This window comes from Pseudobdellovibrionaceae bacterium (assembly GCA_023954155.1).
GTDB lineage: Bacteria > Bdellovibrionota > Bdellovibrionia > Bdellovibrionales > UBA1609 > JAMLIO01.
The window spans coordinates 191551-206061 of the sequence record JAMLIO010000002.1 but is presented as its reverse complement, the minus strand read 5'-3'; the positions used below and the strand labels follow the sequence as shown (position 1 = coordinate 206061).

Genomic DNA, 14511 nt, shown 5'->3' with positions numbered 1-14511 from the left:
TTTATTCCTCACTGGCCTTAAAAGGGTCGCGATCTCTTTTTAGACTCATTAAATACTCCACTAAATTTTCCGCCTCAGGTGTAGGAAGAATCCACGTCCCCTCTTCACCAGGAACCGCGATGGCCTTCATTTGTGGACGATTGGGGGACTTCAACACTTTATAAAGAAAAGGAAAGCCTGGCATAATGCTCCACTGGACTAAAATGCGTGGATTGTACAAATGCAGATGCTGCCAATCATAACTGGGTTGTCGAGAACCTATATTAGACAGGTCTGGCCCCGTTCGCATTGTTCCTAACAGATGCGGTTTATCATAAATATAATCTGATGCTATGCTCGCACGTCCCCAGCCAAAGTGTTTATCTGCTCCTGCTATAGGGTCTCTGACTTGCTGAGTATGACAGTACACACATCCTTGTGCCACATAAACTTGTCGTCCCATAAGTTCATCAGCACTATAAGGAGCCTGAGCACTGATTGCCTCTCGATCAATGGGGATCAATTGCAAACGAGGAAGTAGTACAAATAAAAAAATAGAAAGAGTGATGGTACTCGTACCGCCAAACACAAAAATATAGGCTTTATTCATGATAAAGGCTCCTTTTTGTCTTTAGAAAATAGAAGACTTAAGACGTTATAAAGCATTAAGATATGCGAGATGAGCATGAGCGTTCCACCCCCGCTTCGTAAAACCAGATACGGCATAGTTAAACGCACAGAGTGTTCAAAAGTTCCATGCACATTTCTTAATTCCACACCTTGAAGCCAGCCACCAATCCCCAATGCAATGGCGTAAACTAAAATACCTATCGCAGCAATCCAAAAATGCCAATTGAGCAACTGTGGATTTTTAAAATCACGTCCCACAAGACGAGGGAGCGCAAAGTAAATACCACCAAAAAGCACCATGGTGGTAAAACCATACAGACCAAGATGTGCATGAGACACTGTCCAATGCGTGAAGTGAGTGATGTAATTAAATGTTCTTAAAGAATGAAGCGATCCCTGCAAGGAACTCACAGTATAAGACATGGCTCCGAACACAATAAACCTTAAAACCACAGAGTCCTTTAAAACATGAAAGTGTCTATATGTAGACACATGGTGATTGATGGCTACAGTCACAACAGGTATGGCCATACCCACACTCATGACTACTGACAGATTGGCCACCCATGTTGGGATGGGACCACCCAAAAGATGGTGCATTCCCACTTGAGAATAAAAAAGAGCCAAACCCCAAAAGCCAAATAACGAAAGCTGATAAGAAAAAATAGGATGTCCCGTAATTTTAGGAAGTAAATAATAAATAATTCCCAATCCAAGTGGTGTCACCCAAAGCCCAAGTACGTTATGAGCAAACCACCAATTGGTGATTGCCTGCTCAACCCCTGAATGTAAAAAATGAGAGTTAGCGATCACAAAAAGTACGGGAAACCAAATCAACGCACAAATGGTGTACCACATGGTGACATACAGATGCTTTTCAGTACTTAAATAAACTGTTCTAAAAAGAGGAATGGCAATCATGGCCCCAGCAACAGCCAGAAGAATATCTATGGGCCACCAAAACTCTAACCATTCCAACCCATCACTCACTCCATATAGAATACCTACGCACCCCAAAATGACGCCGAGATTCCAAATCAGACCTGCAGCAAAAAGCGTTTTAATATTTTGCAAAGGCACCTTTGTTAGGCGCGGTACAAGCCACATAGCTACACCTAAAGCCGCAGGACTTAACCAACCATAAGTGATGATATTAAGATGCAGAGGTCTTAATTTCCCAAAAGTCAGTAAAGCTTGTGTACCTAAAAAATCTGGAGCATGGAATTTAAATGAAACCAAAAGTCCAAAAATAGACCCTATCACCAGCCATATCACCGAGGTGACAAGAAAAAATAAAATGGGGATCTTTGCTGACTGATCCAGGAATTTCCACTGCTCACTTAATGATGTTCTTTGGTCTAGCTCAACTCGTCCCACTTTTTGATCTATAAAAATAGAACGTGCTGCCGAGGGTGGGACAAGAACTTGCTTTTGAATGAGAGACACCACGAAGGCCAGCATTCCTAATACTGAAATGGTAAAGGTAAGAATAAGAAAAATTAACGTCACATCCATAAATACCGCCCAGAAGTGGTCATACAAAATAGGAACTTTTGATAAATTTTGCAGATCCCAGTTTTTTATTGAATTGTTGTATATTATATGCAACATTAAATAAGACCTGTCAATCAACCCAATGTAGGAATTTTTGCAGTGGCTGTTAAAGTCGAAAATGAGCTGATCTATTTTATTTCTGGGATGTGGTGTTCAACTTGTGCCAAAAGCATAAGTAAATCTGTCACTCGTCTGGATGGTGTCCGCTCTGCTCAAGTGAATTATTCCACAAAACTTTTATTGGTGAAGACTCGGCCTGACCTCCATGCCCCCACCTCCTTAGATACTCTGATTCAAGAAAAGGTCTCACACATCGGTTTTGGAATTAAAAAGCAAACACAAAATTGGCTGCAACATTTCCATGAGAATTTAAAAAATGAGGCAGCGCAAAAGATCACTTGGGTGCAAGTCGGTGTGGTTTGGTTTTTGGCCATGTGGTCTTCTATGTTAGGACTGACCAGTTATCTGGGTGGGCTTTCAGAATCCGAAATTTATGGCCTCAGTTTAGCCTCAGCAGCCTTAGGACTGCCTGCCGTGGCGTTAGGAGCTTGGCCTTATGCCCAATCTGGCCTTAGAGCCCTAATCCACAGCCGATGGCTTACTTTAGACTTTTTTATTTTTATAGGAGCTGTTGCCGCCACTTGTGTGACCCTATATTCACTGGTCAATCATGCGTCTACTTCTTATGCAGATTCAAGTTCTATGATTTTAGCTGTTTTACTTTTAACCAAAAAACTTGAGAACGTTTTAGCTCATAAATCCACATCTAAAATTCTATTTCAAATTCAACCCGAACTGGATCAAGTTTTAGTTTTCAAACAAAAAAAATGGACTCTGGCAAATACCCATCAAGTGCGATCAGGAGATTTGATTCATATTAAAGAGAACCAAACACTGCCCTTAGACGGTCAACTCGAAAGCTCAACAGCACAGATCAACAACCACTTACTGAGCGGTGAAGATGTTCCTATAAATTTAAAAATGGGTGATACCGTGCTTGCAGGAGCCATTGCAAACTCTGAGATGCTCATTCGCGTCACCTCTTCTCAAGGCCAAAGAAGGATTGATGCCTGGGCGGAAAAGGCTCTTCTTTCTGAAAGTTATAAAACAGAGTTGCAAAGCTTTTTTATGAAATTAGAACAACGCTTAGTGCTTCTGGCCTTTTCTGGAGCTTTATTGATTGCAGGCTCATATATTTATCGAGGTGCCTCTCTGACACAGATCATTGAGTCTTTTTTTGTAGGCATCTTGATCTTTTGCCCCTGTCTTTTTGCAAGCATTTTACCTCTAGCAAAGAGGTGGGCTCACTTTGCGCTTTTTAACAAAGGTATTTTACTTTCACGTTCTGGTGCCCTTTTAGATTTATGTTCTATTCAAAGATTTTATTTTGATAAAACTGGAACCCTAGAAAATGTGGAATCCCAATTTGTGGCCTTTGAAAGTAACGACTTTATTCTCCCATATTTAAAGGAACTCTCTATTAAATCCAGACATATCATTTTAAGGGAACTAAAAGAACTTGATGCTATTGTTCCTCTGCCTCTAGAAGACCTTAAAGAAATTCCAGGACAGGGTATTAAAGCTAGGTCCCCCCAAGGCGATCATATCTTTTTAGGTCGTCCCAGTTTTTTACGTACCCAGAATGTCAATGCGCACCCTTCTCTTTGGCCTCATGAAACTTATGTGGCAGTAAATAATCAGATTGTGGGTTATATTTTATTGCAAAAAAGTTTCAATGCCACCACCAAAGACTTCTTAAAAAACCTTCTGACACTTTTTCCTCAGCTTGAGTTACAGATTCTTTCTGGGGACTCCGCACCTGAGGCCCAAGCCAGATATACCTCCATTGATCCTCGCATTCAATACAAAGGAAATCTCTCGCCAGAAGACAAAAGTGCTTTAATAAAACCACGCAGTGCTTTTTTGGGTGACGGCCTCAACGATACGATAGCATTGGCTCATGCTGATGTGAGTTTAAGATTAGGTCATCGCATTACGGGGTTGGTTCCTGTAGATATCTATTTTACTCGTCCACATTTAAATCAAGTTCTAGCTCTTTTAAAGTACGCTCGTAAATACAAGAAAGTTTTGATTCAAACAGGACTTGCCGCTCTTGCGTATAATGTGGTGACAATCTCTTTAGCATTATACGGCGTCTTTTCGCCCTTGGGGGCTGTCATATCTATGTCATTTAGTTTTTCATTGATGCTTTTAAGTGTTTTTCGACTACAATTTTTTGAGGAGGATCAATCATGAGACACCATTTAGCACCCTATCAAATCTTTTTTCCCATTGGAACTTTATGCGCCATTGTGGCTATCTCGGTATGGTTTATACAGGACTTAGGATGGCTCAGTGCTCCTGTACTCATTATCCACTCTAAACTGGTTATGGGTGGATTTATATGGAGTTTTATTGTGGGGTTTTTAATGACCGCCGTGCCTAGAATGACAGGCACGCCCTCAGCGCATTTGGCGGAATATCTCTGTGCGTTTTTGCTCATTGTCAGTTTGATTGTCTTTTCGTGGATGACAACACCTCAATACTATTATGTCACTCACATTTTGCTGATCTTATTTTTACTCACCTATGCTGGAAGACGAGTGCTTAAATCCCAAAAGTCTATTCCCGTGTTTTTCTCTCATATTATTTTAGCCATGATTTTAACACTTCTAGGAGCCGCCTGTTACATCAAGGGACAAAACTATATGGGCTTACATCTGTATCACATGGGGCCCGTACTACTTTTAGTCTTAGGCATTGGAACTCGATTCTTTTCTTTCCTCTCAGGACTGCCCTCTATCTTTGAAGGCTCGGCTTCAGACATCAAACGTTTAGGCTTTCACACTTGTGGAGTTCTTATTGCTGTATTTTTATTTTTAGCTGGGAGAGGACTGTCATGGGCGTATTTACCTCTCTTTCTTCTCACATTGTATTACGTTATTGATGTTTGGAAGATATTTCGTCCTTCTTCACGCCCTTCTGCTCTGAAGTATGGAGTCCGCGTAGTGGCTTTAAGCATTCCCTTGTGTTTTCTTCTGCTTTGGCTCAAACCACTTTTGTTTGTCACATGGATGCATATTCTATTTATTGGCTGCTTTACCATGATCACTTTTGCCGTGGCCACAAGAGTCACCTTAGCCCATGGAGCTTACCCCACTGATCTAGAGCTAAGGTCTAAGGTGCTATGGTGGATGGTAGGGCTTTTAATTCTTGCGCTAATAGCAAGAATCTTTTATGGATTCACTTACGACCCCATGTGGAGAAAGAGCATGATGCATTCGGCTGCCACATTTTGGGCTCTAGCAGTTATCATTTGGAGCGTGGATTATATACGAAAGATTTTTAAACCTGGTCCGATGAGAACACCATCATGCTAGCCGCCCCCTCAATCTTAATCCTGGGCTAATGTTTTAAAATTGGGGTTATGATTTAATTAAGGAGATTTTAAGTTTATGCGTCTGACAGATCATACTGATTATTCATTTCGAGTGCTGATGTACCTCAATCAAAAAAAACAGCCTGCCACTTTAAATGAGCTTTCTGAAAAGCTTGATGTCTCTAAAAACAACCTGATCAAAGTGTCAAATCAACTGGCCAAACTCGGCTATATCACCACCACTAGAGGTCGCACAGGCGGCCTTGTGATCAACGAAGATACTGGAAGCCGAACACTTAAAGAAATTTTACTTGAAACCGAAGAAAGCTTTCACTTAGCTGGATGTTTTAAATCCAATAGATGTGACTGTTCTTTTGTGAAAAACTGTTTACTGAAACAAAGCCTTAAAAAAGCCTTGGATAGCTTTTTAAATTCTCTTGCAGAAAAGACCCTTAACGATATTACTCTCTAATATTTGAGGACCTCGGCACAAACTTGTAGACCGATATCTTTTCCTGTTTCAATGTCAGAAGAATGGTGGACACCGCCCAGAACCCTAAGGTCCGCCATAAATTCAGCGTAACTCATAAGGATGTCTTTGTGCTCAGGATACATAGAAGACAGTACACAGGCAGATGCAAAGACCTTAGACGCATGCGAACTCGGATAAGAGGTTTGGCCCCCAGGTATAAAGGTGCAGGGTTGTAAACTCTTGTCTTTGTCATAAGGACGAACTCTTTTATATTTATTTTTAAAATGCCGAGTCACCCGATCGGTGTATCTCATAACACCTTTGATGTGATCTTTAAAATCTTGGATGTCTTGCTCAGTAAAAACAGGGGCAGTCTGATAAAACTCTTGAACATATTCTGCAAATACAATTTCCCAAAAGACTTCAAAGGTGGCAAAAGCAGCCTGTCCTGCAAAATAACACTCCGACTGAGTTCGATTTTTTTGTCGTTCACGTAAAAGTTTATACTCTTGCTGCTCTTCTGCCGAGTCACTTACAGGTGGAGGAAGTACATGATACGTATCAGGCTTTCGCAGATTATAATCCGCAAATACATTTAAGGAATAAAGACCAATAATGAGATAGCAAAAAAGTCTCATAGAGCCCCCTTTTAGGCTTGTTAGCATTACCGAAGGTCTGCGGTAAACACCATGACGCAGAGGGCATGGAGGAGAGGCCCCAAGTCACACTCTTGGGGCTGTCCCATGGCGATGTCAAGCTCGGCGCGGATTGCGGGTTGGTAAAATTTATCTCTCTTGATGTGTAGGCGTGATAAATTTTGGCTTAGTATCTATAAAATAGAATTTTTCTCCGTAAAATTCCCAGCCTAAATTGCGACGATAGATTTCTGCTAGAGTCAAACTTCCAAGAACTAAATTCTTTTCTAAAATAGATTTAAACTTCTGAGCATTCTTCTTGCTTGCTTTGCGTCCTAATTTTTTATCTAAATCTAAAACTGTTTTTAAGTCTTTACCCGACTGCTCCACCTCTTTGATCAATAAATCTAACAGCGGAAGGTTTTGATGTTCTTGAGTGAACTGTGACCACTGCTTTTTTGCCCGCTTAAGCACATCCACCATAATCTGTGGATACAACTCATTCACATAGTCTGTTTCATAAATATGATGAATGCCCTTTTGTCCTGTAAGTTGTCCATCATAATTTTCAGTGGCATGTAAAGGCTGAGCCATATCCGATACGTAATGCCCCACTACACCCGCGTACACCAACCATCGCTCCTGTAACTTACGATGGCTTTTAATTAAGTCCTCCACGTTTTCGCCTTTACGTTGTTTTTGCTTAATCTGAACAGAAGATTCTCGGAGTTTTTGCGTGACGGTTTCAAGGTGAGTTACAAACTCTCTCACTCTCCAAAATGCTCTCCCTTCTTTGGTTTCAATCTCGGGGTATTTTTTTTCAAACTCTTTACGGGTCATTTTAAAAGCTGTCTTCAAATCCACTTTATGGGGCTTTAGCTTTCTTTCAAAAATTTCCATATCCATAAAATGATTATGGGCCTCTTGGTTGTAAGTGGCAGGATTCTTCCAAACGAGGTCAGGTACATTGTTGTAAAAACCAAAATCATAACTGTGTTCCACTAAAAAACGCGCAGAGTAATTATTGATAGTCACTTCAGACGCCACTAAAGCTGCCACCTCTCCGCTGATCTGATGTCCTCTTTTGCCCCACGCCCACGAGTTTTGGGAGGCCAAAAGTACGACAAGCAAAATCCCGACACTCTTTAGTTTTTCCATAAACATTCCTTTACTGTGCTGCGATCAAAAAACAATACCTTCTTAGGCAGAACTTATATAACATTAAAATATAAAAAAGGACGACAACTTACTCTATGACTAAACGCTTAAGTTTTTTATTGGTTTTAAAGCAGCTAATGAGACAACTCAAATCCAGTTCTATTTTTGACGGCGCCGCAGCCCTGTCCTTTTATTTTCTTTTGGCCACCCTGCCCGCTCTGATGCTGAGCCTGATCCTGCTCTCTTTTTTCTCCTTACAGGACCTTGAACAGCAGCTTCTGCTTTTGTTACAACACGTGCCCGATGATGTGCAAACGGTTTTACTGCGAGCCCTGCGTGAATTTAAAGGCGAAAATGGCATGAAGCTGCACGCCCTGTCTATCGCAGCTGTGACCGCCGTTTGGACGGTCAGTAACGGGATCACAGCAGCAGTAAGACAGATTGATCAAGTTCATAAATCCCATCGACGTCGAGGTGCGATTGCCAATAGGCTTTCATCTGTGGTGTTGATCATGATCATCTGTTTTACGGGACTTGTGTCTTTGTTGATTTTGGTTTTTGGAAAAACAATCCATAAACTTGAAACATTTAACAATATTCCTCTTGCAGACAGTGGTTTATTTTCGTCCCTGACTCTTTTCTCTTTGTTTGTGTTGATCTTCACCTCTTGCTTAAGCTTGTATAGGCTCAGCGTAAAAGAAAAGCTCAAACACCTAGTCCCTGGGGCGCTCTTTACTACGGTCTCTACGATGGCCCTCACTCATCTCTTTGGACTTTACGTTAAAAAGATGGCTCACTATAGTGATATTTACGGAAGCCTTGCCGCCGTGATTGTGATGCTTTTTTGGTTCTATTTGATCGGATTTTTACTCATCCTAGGTGCTGAAATTAACGTCGCTATAAGGCAAACCTTATCCAAGCAATAAGCTCTACTTTCCTTTGTGGGCTTAAAAAGTAAGCTTTGTTAGGATTTGAACCAGACTTTGGTCTTGCGCCGCAATATTTGTGCTTAAAGAAGAATCAACTCTTGCATTCAATACATCCTTTGATGACAATTTTACTGCCTAAAGTGGTTTTCTAAAGCAAAGGGGAGATTTTATGAAAGCATTACTTTTCTTAGTAGTAGCGGCTTTTAGCCTGCAAGCAGGGGCTAATAGTCTTGATCAATTCAGCAATTATTCTGAAAAATTTTATTCTATCGAGAAAGCCGAATTGATGGAAGTTCCAGTCGATGAGAAAACTTTAAACAATTACGCTCAAAGCAATATGCACATGGCTTGTCAGGATGATCTTGCGGGCTCTAACTTAATCTTTGATACAGGTAAAGCAGTCTTAGACCCTGTAAAAGAAGAAGTCAAAGTTGCAGCCGAAATCGTAGACGAAACAGGTAAGGTTGTAGATGGCATTATTAACATTGGTAAAAAGATTTGGGAGATCATTGTTTCTGGTCAACCCGTGATGAATCTGAGCATGGACAACTCTGCCAACGCGCTTCCTAGAGGTGTGCGCTGTTGGGATGAACTGTCTAACTGGCAAGTGCCTGCGGTCAGAAGTTACAGCCAGTCTTTTAAAAACTATTTTGGTGTAGAAGTGATCCGTTTTGATTTTGATGTGGTGTTCACTTACGGAGGCGACATTCAAGGAAAAGGTCTTTACCTCACTAACGTGCAAGTCCATCCACGTAACGTGTATGTGGGCTGGGGATTCAGTTTGGATGCCAGCGTAGACATTCCTTCTTTAGTCAACCTAGGCACTGTCGACCAACCCGTTGCAGGAATGCAAGTGGATGTAAAGTGGTTGGCGTCTTCTCCACTTAGTAAATTTAGACAAGGCATTTCTGTCTTTGTCCAAGGCGATGGAAAGTCTAAAATTTTAAGACAGTAGTTAGAAATCTATTAAAAATTCTGTCTTTTAAGGCTGGGGGCGGGTTTCTTACCGCCCTATAGCGTTGAAACCAAGCATTTTGCTTGGTTTTTTTATTTTTTACCCCGTAAACTTAAAGGGAACGCAAAAAATTAAACTCGACCAAGGAGGATGAGTTGAAAATAACAAGTACGTTAGCATTAGTGGTCACTGCATTTTGGTTTACAGGGTGTTTTAAAGAAAACTCTGTTCACACTCCAAAAGCTAATTTAAAATCCGCACAAGTAGAAATTAAAGGTTCCACAAACGGTTATGGTAATCTACGCGAGGACGGTCGTGCCGATTTTGGTCTTATTCTTAAAAACTTCAACAAACAGGATCTTTTTCAAATTGAACTTGATGACCTGATGAGCACATCGACAGATCGCCTTTCTGTTTTTGGCTACAACTTAGATTTACCCAGTAACGTGGCTCTTCCAGATCAAAGAGAGAGATATATTTTTTCTATCCGTTTAAACAAACCTCACTACCGCTTGTACTTTGAGCCTGGACAGGACACCTCTTTGATCATCCTCCATGGTCAATTTCCCTTCTCTGATGTGATTGATGGTTTTAGAAATGGCACCTCCCTATTACAACTTGCTGGTTTGTTTAATATTCTTTCTTATACAGAATATGTGGGCACCACTGTAGACAGTCCCCAAGTGATCTTTCAAGATCTTGCCGTAGGTCAAAACCGCCTGAGCGAAACAGACACCATTGCTGCACCTACTTCTGTTCCTAGAGATTTTAATTTTGTGGCTGTCTCTCTTTTACAAGCTACTGCAGGAAATAAGTTTTATCCTACAGACATCAAAGTGATCAATCCCAGTAGAAGCGCGCAGATCAAAGTAGAAAGAGGGCGCTCTGCTTTATTCACAGGCCTTTTTCACTCTACTTTTGCCGAGTCCGATACCAAAGGGCTTTTGCGCTATAAAATGTCTTTACAATTTAGCGCAAACACCAATGCTCATCCTCTATTAGGTTTTGTGGATCAATTGAACTACGCAGGGGGACACATCAATTACACCGCACCTCAAATCCCTACAGGATTAAATGCGATTGGAGCAAGTGCGCAGGTCTTTGATGCCACCACCAACGAAGTGATTTACACTTCATACCAACTTGGCCCATGGTCAGGACAATTAGACTTAGTCGCACTGGAAACCTTAAGACAGTCTGGCAAAAAGTATCGTATCGAAGTTTCATTGCACGCCTCTTCGTCCAATGATATTCCTAATGATCATGAAACTCTTTTTGAAACTACGGAACTTGTAACTAAAAATGCCATTGAAATTTAAAATTCTTATCGCTTTATATCTATCAAGCTGGTGTTTTACACCAGCTTTTTCACAAACATCTATCCCTGAAGCCTCTGGTCTGACCAATAGAAAAACACAACTCTATAATGCGTCTTACAACAGAGTTTGGGACGCCTTACAGAACGTCATGGGAACTTACCCCTTAGATTATAATGACAAGAAGAGTGGGGTGATCAAAACTCAAAAACTAGGCCCAGGAGAGGTGTGGCGGGCTCCCTTTGAAGAGCCTTTACCTTCCAATTACAGGCAGATTCTGGTGATTGAAGTCTTTAGAATTGGACCACGCACGACTCAAGTTCACATCGAAAAGAAGGCCGAAGCCCAAGTGGACTTTGTCGGCTCGATGAAACAGCTCTCCTCATCAGGGTGGGAAGAGATAAGACTATTTTACAAAACCCAACGCCAACTTGAGCTGGACACCGTTTTACGCCGAATCAAAATCAAATGATCTGTTGGACACAAAAGATTTTGATCCTGCCACATTTTATACGAATCTAGCCCTATAAATCGTAGTCTTATGATTACAAGAAATTTTAAAAAAATATCAAATAAGATGCCACTCACTATCTAGTGAGTGGTCCTAGGGTTACATGCTGCTGGGCTCATCAATAGGGTCAGGAGTCAACTGAGGTTCAATCTTGTGGGAATGAATCGACGTAGGTTTTTGTGGCAATTCAGAATGCAACGAGCCTGGAGTGGCAATGGGGTTAATCCGTGTGCTTTCTGCCAACTTGGTCTTCCACAAAGCAGAGCGTACATCTAAAGAGTCCGTCTGACTTCCTAAGCGCGTTTGATGATTTTTTTCAAGAGCATTGATCGCTGCAGTTTGTACGATGACATCTTTGTCTTCAAGGAAGTTGGCCCACTGAGAGTTGTCTGTCATATCTGTAAACGCCAGAAGTGCATTAGCGATATTTTGACGAATCCATAAACTGTTTCCACGATGAAAGTTCTTTTTATCAGTTAAAGCGGCCCATAGGGTGTCTTTCACTCTGGTGACACCACCTAATTCTAAAAGCACATCCATTGCTGCAGAACGAACCAGTAAGGCATTGTCTGACTCAAGAAGTTTCTGTGCACGTTCAATAGCAAGCTGCGCATCCATAGTCGCTAAAAACTTAAGGCCCCCGACTCTTAACAACCAATCTGTAGATTCAATACAGGACAGATAAATGCCTTTTGCAAACTCAGGAGATTTAGTTGCTAAATCAGCAAGGATGTTCCATTTTTGTTGAATAGAGATATCACGATATAAGTCTTTATAAGTTAAGGCTTCCAGAGGGAGTTCTTCGGCTTCAATATTATCAGAAACAATAGACTTCAATCTTTCAGGATCAGAAACTAATTCCTGATACTTCTCTTCTACACTTTGGACGCTGGCCCACGCACTTAACGGGCTGACCATTGTGACTAACAATGCCAACAAAATATTAAATGATGTCATGATGTTTGCTCTCCCTGCTCACGCATGTCTTTCTTAATTTGTTCAAGTAACTCTTTTACTTTTTGTTCGTCTTCATCATAATGAGGGTCCATCTCAGAGCTTGCGGCATTGATCTTTTGCTCCTCTGAAATAACAGCGGGTTTGGCATCTACCGCTTGAGACTCTTGCGACGGCTCTGGATAGTCCACATCCTCTTCCGCCTCTTCTTCAACGTGTGGAATTTCATTAGGTTTAAACTTTAAAGCTTCTGCTCGCAGAATGGCATCTCGCACTCGCTCATCGTGAGCCTTGTCAGAAGCTTCATCATGAGTGTGTTCTGATTCCTGAGTGCGTTCTGGTTCCTGAGTGGGCTCTTCATCTTGAATACGTTCTTCTGTCTTTTTCGTTCTGACACTATGAGGAAGCGACGAGCGAATGGGGTTATGAAACTCAGGGATTTTCAGCGCTGGATTTTCTAAATCTTCAAATTGACTGAAGAAGGAGGCCTCATCGGTGAGGGCCTGTTTAGACTCGACATGGTCTCTTCTGCGTCGTTCAGATACGATGTACCAGATCAGCGACAGGATAAAACCCGTGGCACTAAAAATAAGTAGATAGGCGTTGTTTTCAAGCAGTAAATTCCAGAAGTTCATACCCTTATAGTGTGACGCCAGATGGACCGTTTCACAAGAGTTTATCGGTCATAATGCAGCATTTTACCCCGAGAGCCGCCTAAAACCTGGCCATTTTCCATGACCAGTTCCCCTCTTAAAATCACCTCAGTTGGTGTACCCGTAAAGGTCATCCCATCAAAAGGTGTCCAACCACATTTGGAGTGCATCTGTTCGTGTTTAAATTCGATCTCAGCATTGGGGTCTATCACGGTAAGGTTGGCTTCCCACCCTAACTCGATACTCCCTCTTTGATGAAGTTTATAAATCTGTGCAGGTTTGGTCGATAAAAGGTCCACGTATCTTTCCAGAGTGATTAGCCCTTTCTTCACAAATCCAAACATGACCGTGGCAATGGTTTGCACGCCCGTCATCCCCGAAGGGCTTTGAGGGTAGGGCTTGGCTTTTTCCTCGCGCGTATGAGGAGCATGATCAGACCCCATCACATCCACAGTTCCATTCACTAGGCCCTCAATCAAGGCTTCTCGATGCTCTGCCCCTCTTACAGGAGGATTCATTTGCGCTAAGGTTCCTAACTTTTCATAACATTCAGGAGCCGCAAAAGTCAGAAATTGAGGCGTACACTCCACGGTGATATTGGCGTCTTTATTTTCTGCCAAAAATAGAATTTCTTTTTTGGAAGAAATATGCAGCACATGCACAGGGTGATTATATTTTTTTGATAATCTCACGACTTTTTCTGTCGCAATAAACGCAGACTCTTCATCTCGCCAATCAGGGTGCGCTAAGGGATTACCCGCAACCTCGGCAATGGGTTTTCTTTCCAAAAGTCTTTTTTCATCTTCGCAATGAACCGCAATAGGGCCCTTAGCCGTTGCAAATACCTTTTCCAGATCGGCATCGTCATCCATCAACAATGAGCCTGTAGAACTGCCCATAAAGATCTTCACCCCACAGCACCCCTCAAGCTTTTCAAGTTGAGGTAACTCGTCGATGTTGTTATGAGTAGCACCCACAAAAAACCCAAAATCTACCCATGCTTTTTGACTGGCAAGATTTACCTTTTCTTGTAAAGTTTCTTTAGTTACCGTCAAAGGATTGGTATTAGGCATCTCAAGTACCGCTGTGATTCCACCCGCTAATGCAGACAGCGTTCCAGTTTGCAAGTCTTCTTTATGTGTGGCACCTGGTTCACGAAAGTGAACTTGACTGTCAATTAAGCCTGGTAAAATCCATTTGCCTTGCAGATTCAGTTTTGTTTTTCCCGTAAGTGCATCTTCAGTCAGAGTCTTGATCTTCCCCGACTCAATGCCCATATTAAGCTTTTGTAGCTTTCCTTGATAAAACACTTCGGCATTTTCCAAAACCAAATCATAACTCATATAAGGCTCCTATTGGGTCTCACTTTACGCCTCTGCTTTGAGC

General features: G+C 41.7%; 14 protein-coding genes. 7 read left to right on the top strand and 7 right to left on the bottom strand.

All coding sequences use genetic code 11. The annotated features are described in order from the left end of the window. Nucleotide 1: 1 nt before the first annotated feature. Together M9899_03760 and M9899_03755 are read right to left on the bottom strand one after the other, a co-directional pair. Complete coding sequence (locus tag M9899_03760) at nucleotides 2-589, bottom strand: cbb3-type cytochrome c oxidase subunit II (GenBank protein MCO5113273.1); 588 nt, start codon at nucleotides 587-589, stop codon at nucleotides 2-4. Further along, nucleotides 586-2124: a cbb3-type cytochrome c oxidase subunit I gene (locus M9899_03755; GenBank protein MCO5113272.1), complete on the bottom strand. Its 1539-nt coding sequence runs from the start codon at nucleotides 2122-2124 to the stop codon at nucleotides 586-588. The genes M9899_03760 and M9899_03755 overlap by 4 nt, the downstream gene beginning before the upstream one ends. Nucleotides 2125-2262: 138 nt before the next feature. Between M9899_03755 and M9899_03750 the strand changes: the two genes are divergently transcribed. The 3 genes from M9899_03750 to M9899_03740 all read left to right on the top strand — a co-directional run bounded on the left by M9899_03750 (nucleotide 2263) and on the right by M9899_03740 (nucleotide 6014). Next, nucleotides 2263-4419 (top strand): cation transporter, encoded by a 2157-nt coding sequence (locus tag M9899_03750; GenBank protein ID MCO5113271.1) that lies wholly within the window; start codon nucleotides 2263-2265, stop codon nucleotides 4417-4419. Beyond that, nucleotides 4416-5543 (top strand): NnrS family protein, encoded by a 1128-nt coding sequence (locus tag M9899_03745; protein MCO5113270.1) that lies wholly within the window; start codon nucleotides 4416-4418, stop codon nucleotides 5541-5543. The genes M9899_03750 and M9899_03745 overlap by 4 nt, the downstream gene beginning before the upstream one ends. A gap of 75 nt (nucleotides 5544-5618) precedes the next feature. Continuing rightward, nucleotides 5619-6014: an Rrf2 family transcriptional regulator gene (locus M9899_03740; protein MCO5113269.1), complete on the top strand. Its 396-nt coding sequence runs from the start codon at nucleotides 5619-5621 to the stop codon at nucleotides 6012-6014. Here M9899_03740 and M9899_03735 read toward each other — a convergent pair. Both M9899_03735 and M9899_03730 read right to left on the bottom strand, forming a co-directional pair. Then, entirely contained in the window at nucleotides 6011-6652 is a 642-nt protein-coding gene (locus tag M9899_03735; GenBank protein MCO5113268.1) for a phosphatase PAP2 family protein, read from the bottom strand. The genes M9899_03740 and M9899_03735 overlap by 4 nt on opposite strands. 147 nt (nucleotides 6653-6799) lie before the next feature. Further along, complete coding sequence (locus M9899_03730) at nucleotides 6800-7807, bottom strand: hypothetical protein (protein MCO5113267.1); 1008 nt, start codon at nucleotides 7805-7807, stop codon at nucleotides 6800-6802. A gap of 95 nt (nucleotides 7808-7902) precedes the next feature. Between M9899_03730 and M9899_03725 the strand changes: the two genes are divergently transcribed. From M9899_03725 to M9899_03710, 4 genes are all read left to right on the top strand, one after another. Beyond that, on the top strand, nucleotides 7903-8733 hold the full coding sequence (locus tag M9899_03725; protein ID MCO5113266.1) for a YihY/virulence factor BrkB family protein: 831 nt from the start codon (nucleotides 7903-7905) through the stop codon (nucleotides 8731-8733). A 172-nt stretch (nucleotides 8734-8905) separates the two neighbouring features. Next, entirely contained in the window at nucleotides 8906-9691 is a 786-nt protein-coding gene (locus M9899_03720; protein ID MCO5113265.1) for a hypothetical protein, read from the top strand. A gap of 155 nt (nucleotides 9692-9846) precedes the next feature. Next, the gene (locus M9899_03715) at nucleotides 9847-11010 is read left to right on the top strand and encodes a hypothetical protein (GenBank protein MCO5113264.1); all 1164 of its coding nucleotides are present in this window, start codon (nucleotides 9847-9849) and stop codon (nucleotides 11008-11010) included. Further along, on the top strand, nucleotides 10994-11479 hold the full coding sequence (locus tag M9899_03710) for a hypothetical protein (protein MCO5113263.1): 486 nt from the start codon (nucleotides 10994-10996) through the stop codon (nucleotides 11477-11479). The genes M9899_03715 and M9899_03710 overlap by 17 nt, the downstream gene beginning before the upstream one ends. 138 nt (nucleotides 11480-11617) lie before the next feature. On the opposite strand, the gene M9899_03705 is transcribed toward M9899_03710, so the two are convergent. Genes M9899_03705 through M9899_03695 form a run of 3 tightly spaced genes read right to left on the bottom strand, consistent with a single transcriptional unit; the run spans nucleotide 11618 to nucleotide 14468 of the window. Then, a complete protein-coding gene (locus M9899_03705) occupies nucleotides 11618-12475 on the bottom strand; it encodes a hypothetical protein (protein MCO5113262.1) in 858 nt (285 codons plus the stop codon). Next, nucleotides 12472-13107 carry a hypothetical protein gene (locus M9899_03700; protein MCO5113261.1) on the bottom strand — a complete coding sequence of 212 codons (636 nt, stop codon included), beginning with the start codon at nucleotides 13105-13107 and terminating at the stop codon, nucleotides 12472-12474. Before M9899_03700 ends, M9899_03705 begins: the two co-directional genes overlap by 4 nt. A 41-nt stretch (nucleotides 13108-13148) precedes the next feature. After that, nucleotides 13149-14468: a dihydroorotase gene (locus tag M9899_03695; protein MCO5113260.1), complete on the bottom strand. Its 1320-nt coding sequence runs from the start codon at nucleotides 14466-14468 to the stop codon at nucleotides 13149-13151. Between the last annotated feature and the right edge of the window lie 43 nt (nucleotides 14469-14511).

Coding starts and splice junctions, on each gene's coding strand:
- M9899_03695 (MCO5113260.1), bottom strand. CDS start 14,468: ATGAGTTATGATTTGGTTTTGGAAAATGCCGAAGTGTTTTATCAAGGA.
- M9899_03710 (MCO5113263.1), top strand. CDS start 10,994: ATGCCATTGAAATTTAAAATTCTTATCGCTTTATATCTATCAAGCTGG.
- M9899_03740 (MCO5113269.1), top strand. CDS start 5,619: ATGCGTCTGACAGATCATACTGATTATTCATTTCGAGTGCTGATGTAC.
- M9899_03745 (MCO5113270.1), top strand. CDS start 4,416: ATGAGACACCATTTAGCACCCTATCAAATCTTTTTTCCCATTGGAACT.
- M9899_03730 (MCO5113267.1), bottom strand. CDS start 7,807: ATGGAAAAACTAAAGAGTGTCGGGATTTTGCTTGTCGTACTTTTGGCC.
- M9899_03700 (MCO5113261.1), bottom strand. CDS start 13,107: ATGAACTTCTGGAATTTACTGCTTGAAAACAACGCCTATCTACTTATT.
- M9899_03760 (MCO5113273.1), bottom strand. CDS start 589: ATGAATAAAGCCTATATTTTTGTGTTTGGCGGTACGAGTACCATCACT.
- M9899_03735 (MCO5113268.1), bottom strand. CDS start 6,652: ATGAGACTTTTTTGCTATCTCATTATTGGTCTTTATTCCTTAAATGTA.
- M9899_03725 (MCO5113266.1), top strand. CDS start 7,903: ATGACTAAACGCTTAAGTTTTTTATTGGTTTTAAAGCAGCTAATGAGA.
- M9899_03705 (MCO5113262.1), bottom strand. CDS start 12,475: ATGACATCATTTAATATTTTGTTGGCATTGTTAGTCACAATGGTCAGC.
- M9899_03720 (MCO5113265.1), top strand. CDS start 8,906: ATGAAAGCATTACTTTTCTTAGTAGTAGCGGCTTTTAGCCTGCAAGCA.
- M9899_03755 (MCO5113272.1), bottom strand. CDS start 2,124: ATGGATGTGACGTTAATTTTTCTTATTCTTACCTTTACCATTTCAGTA.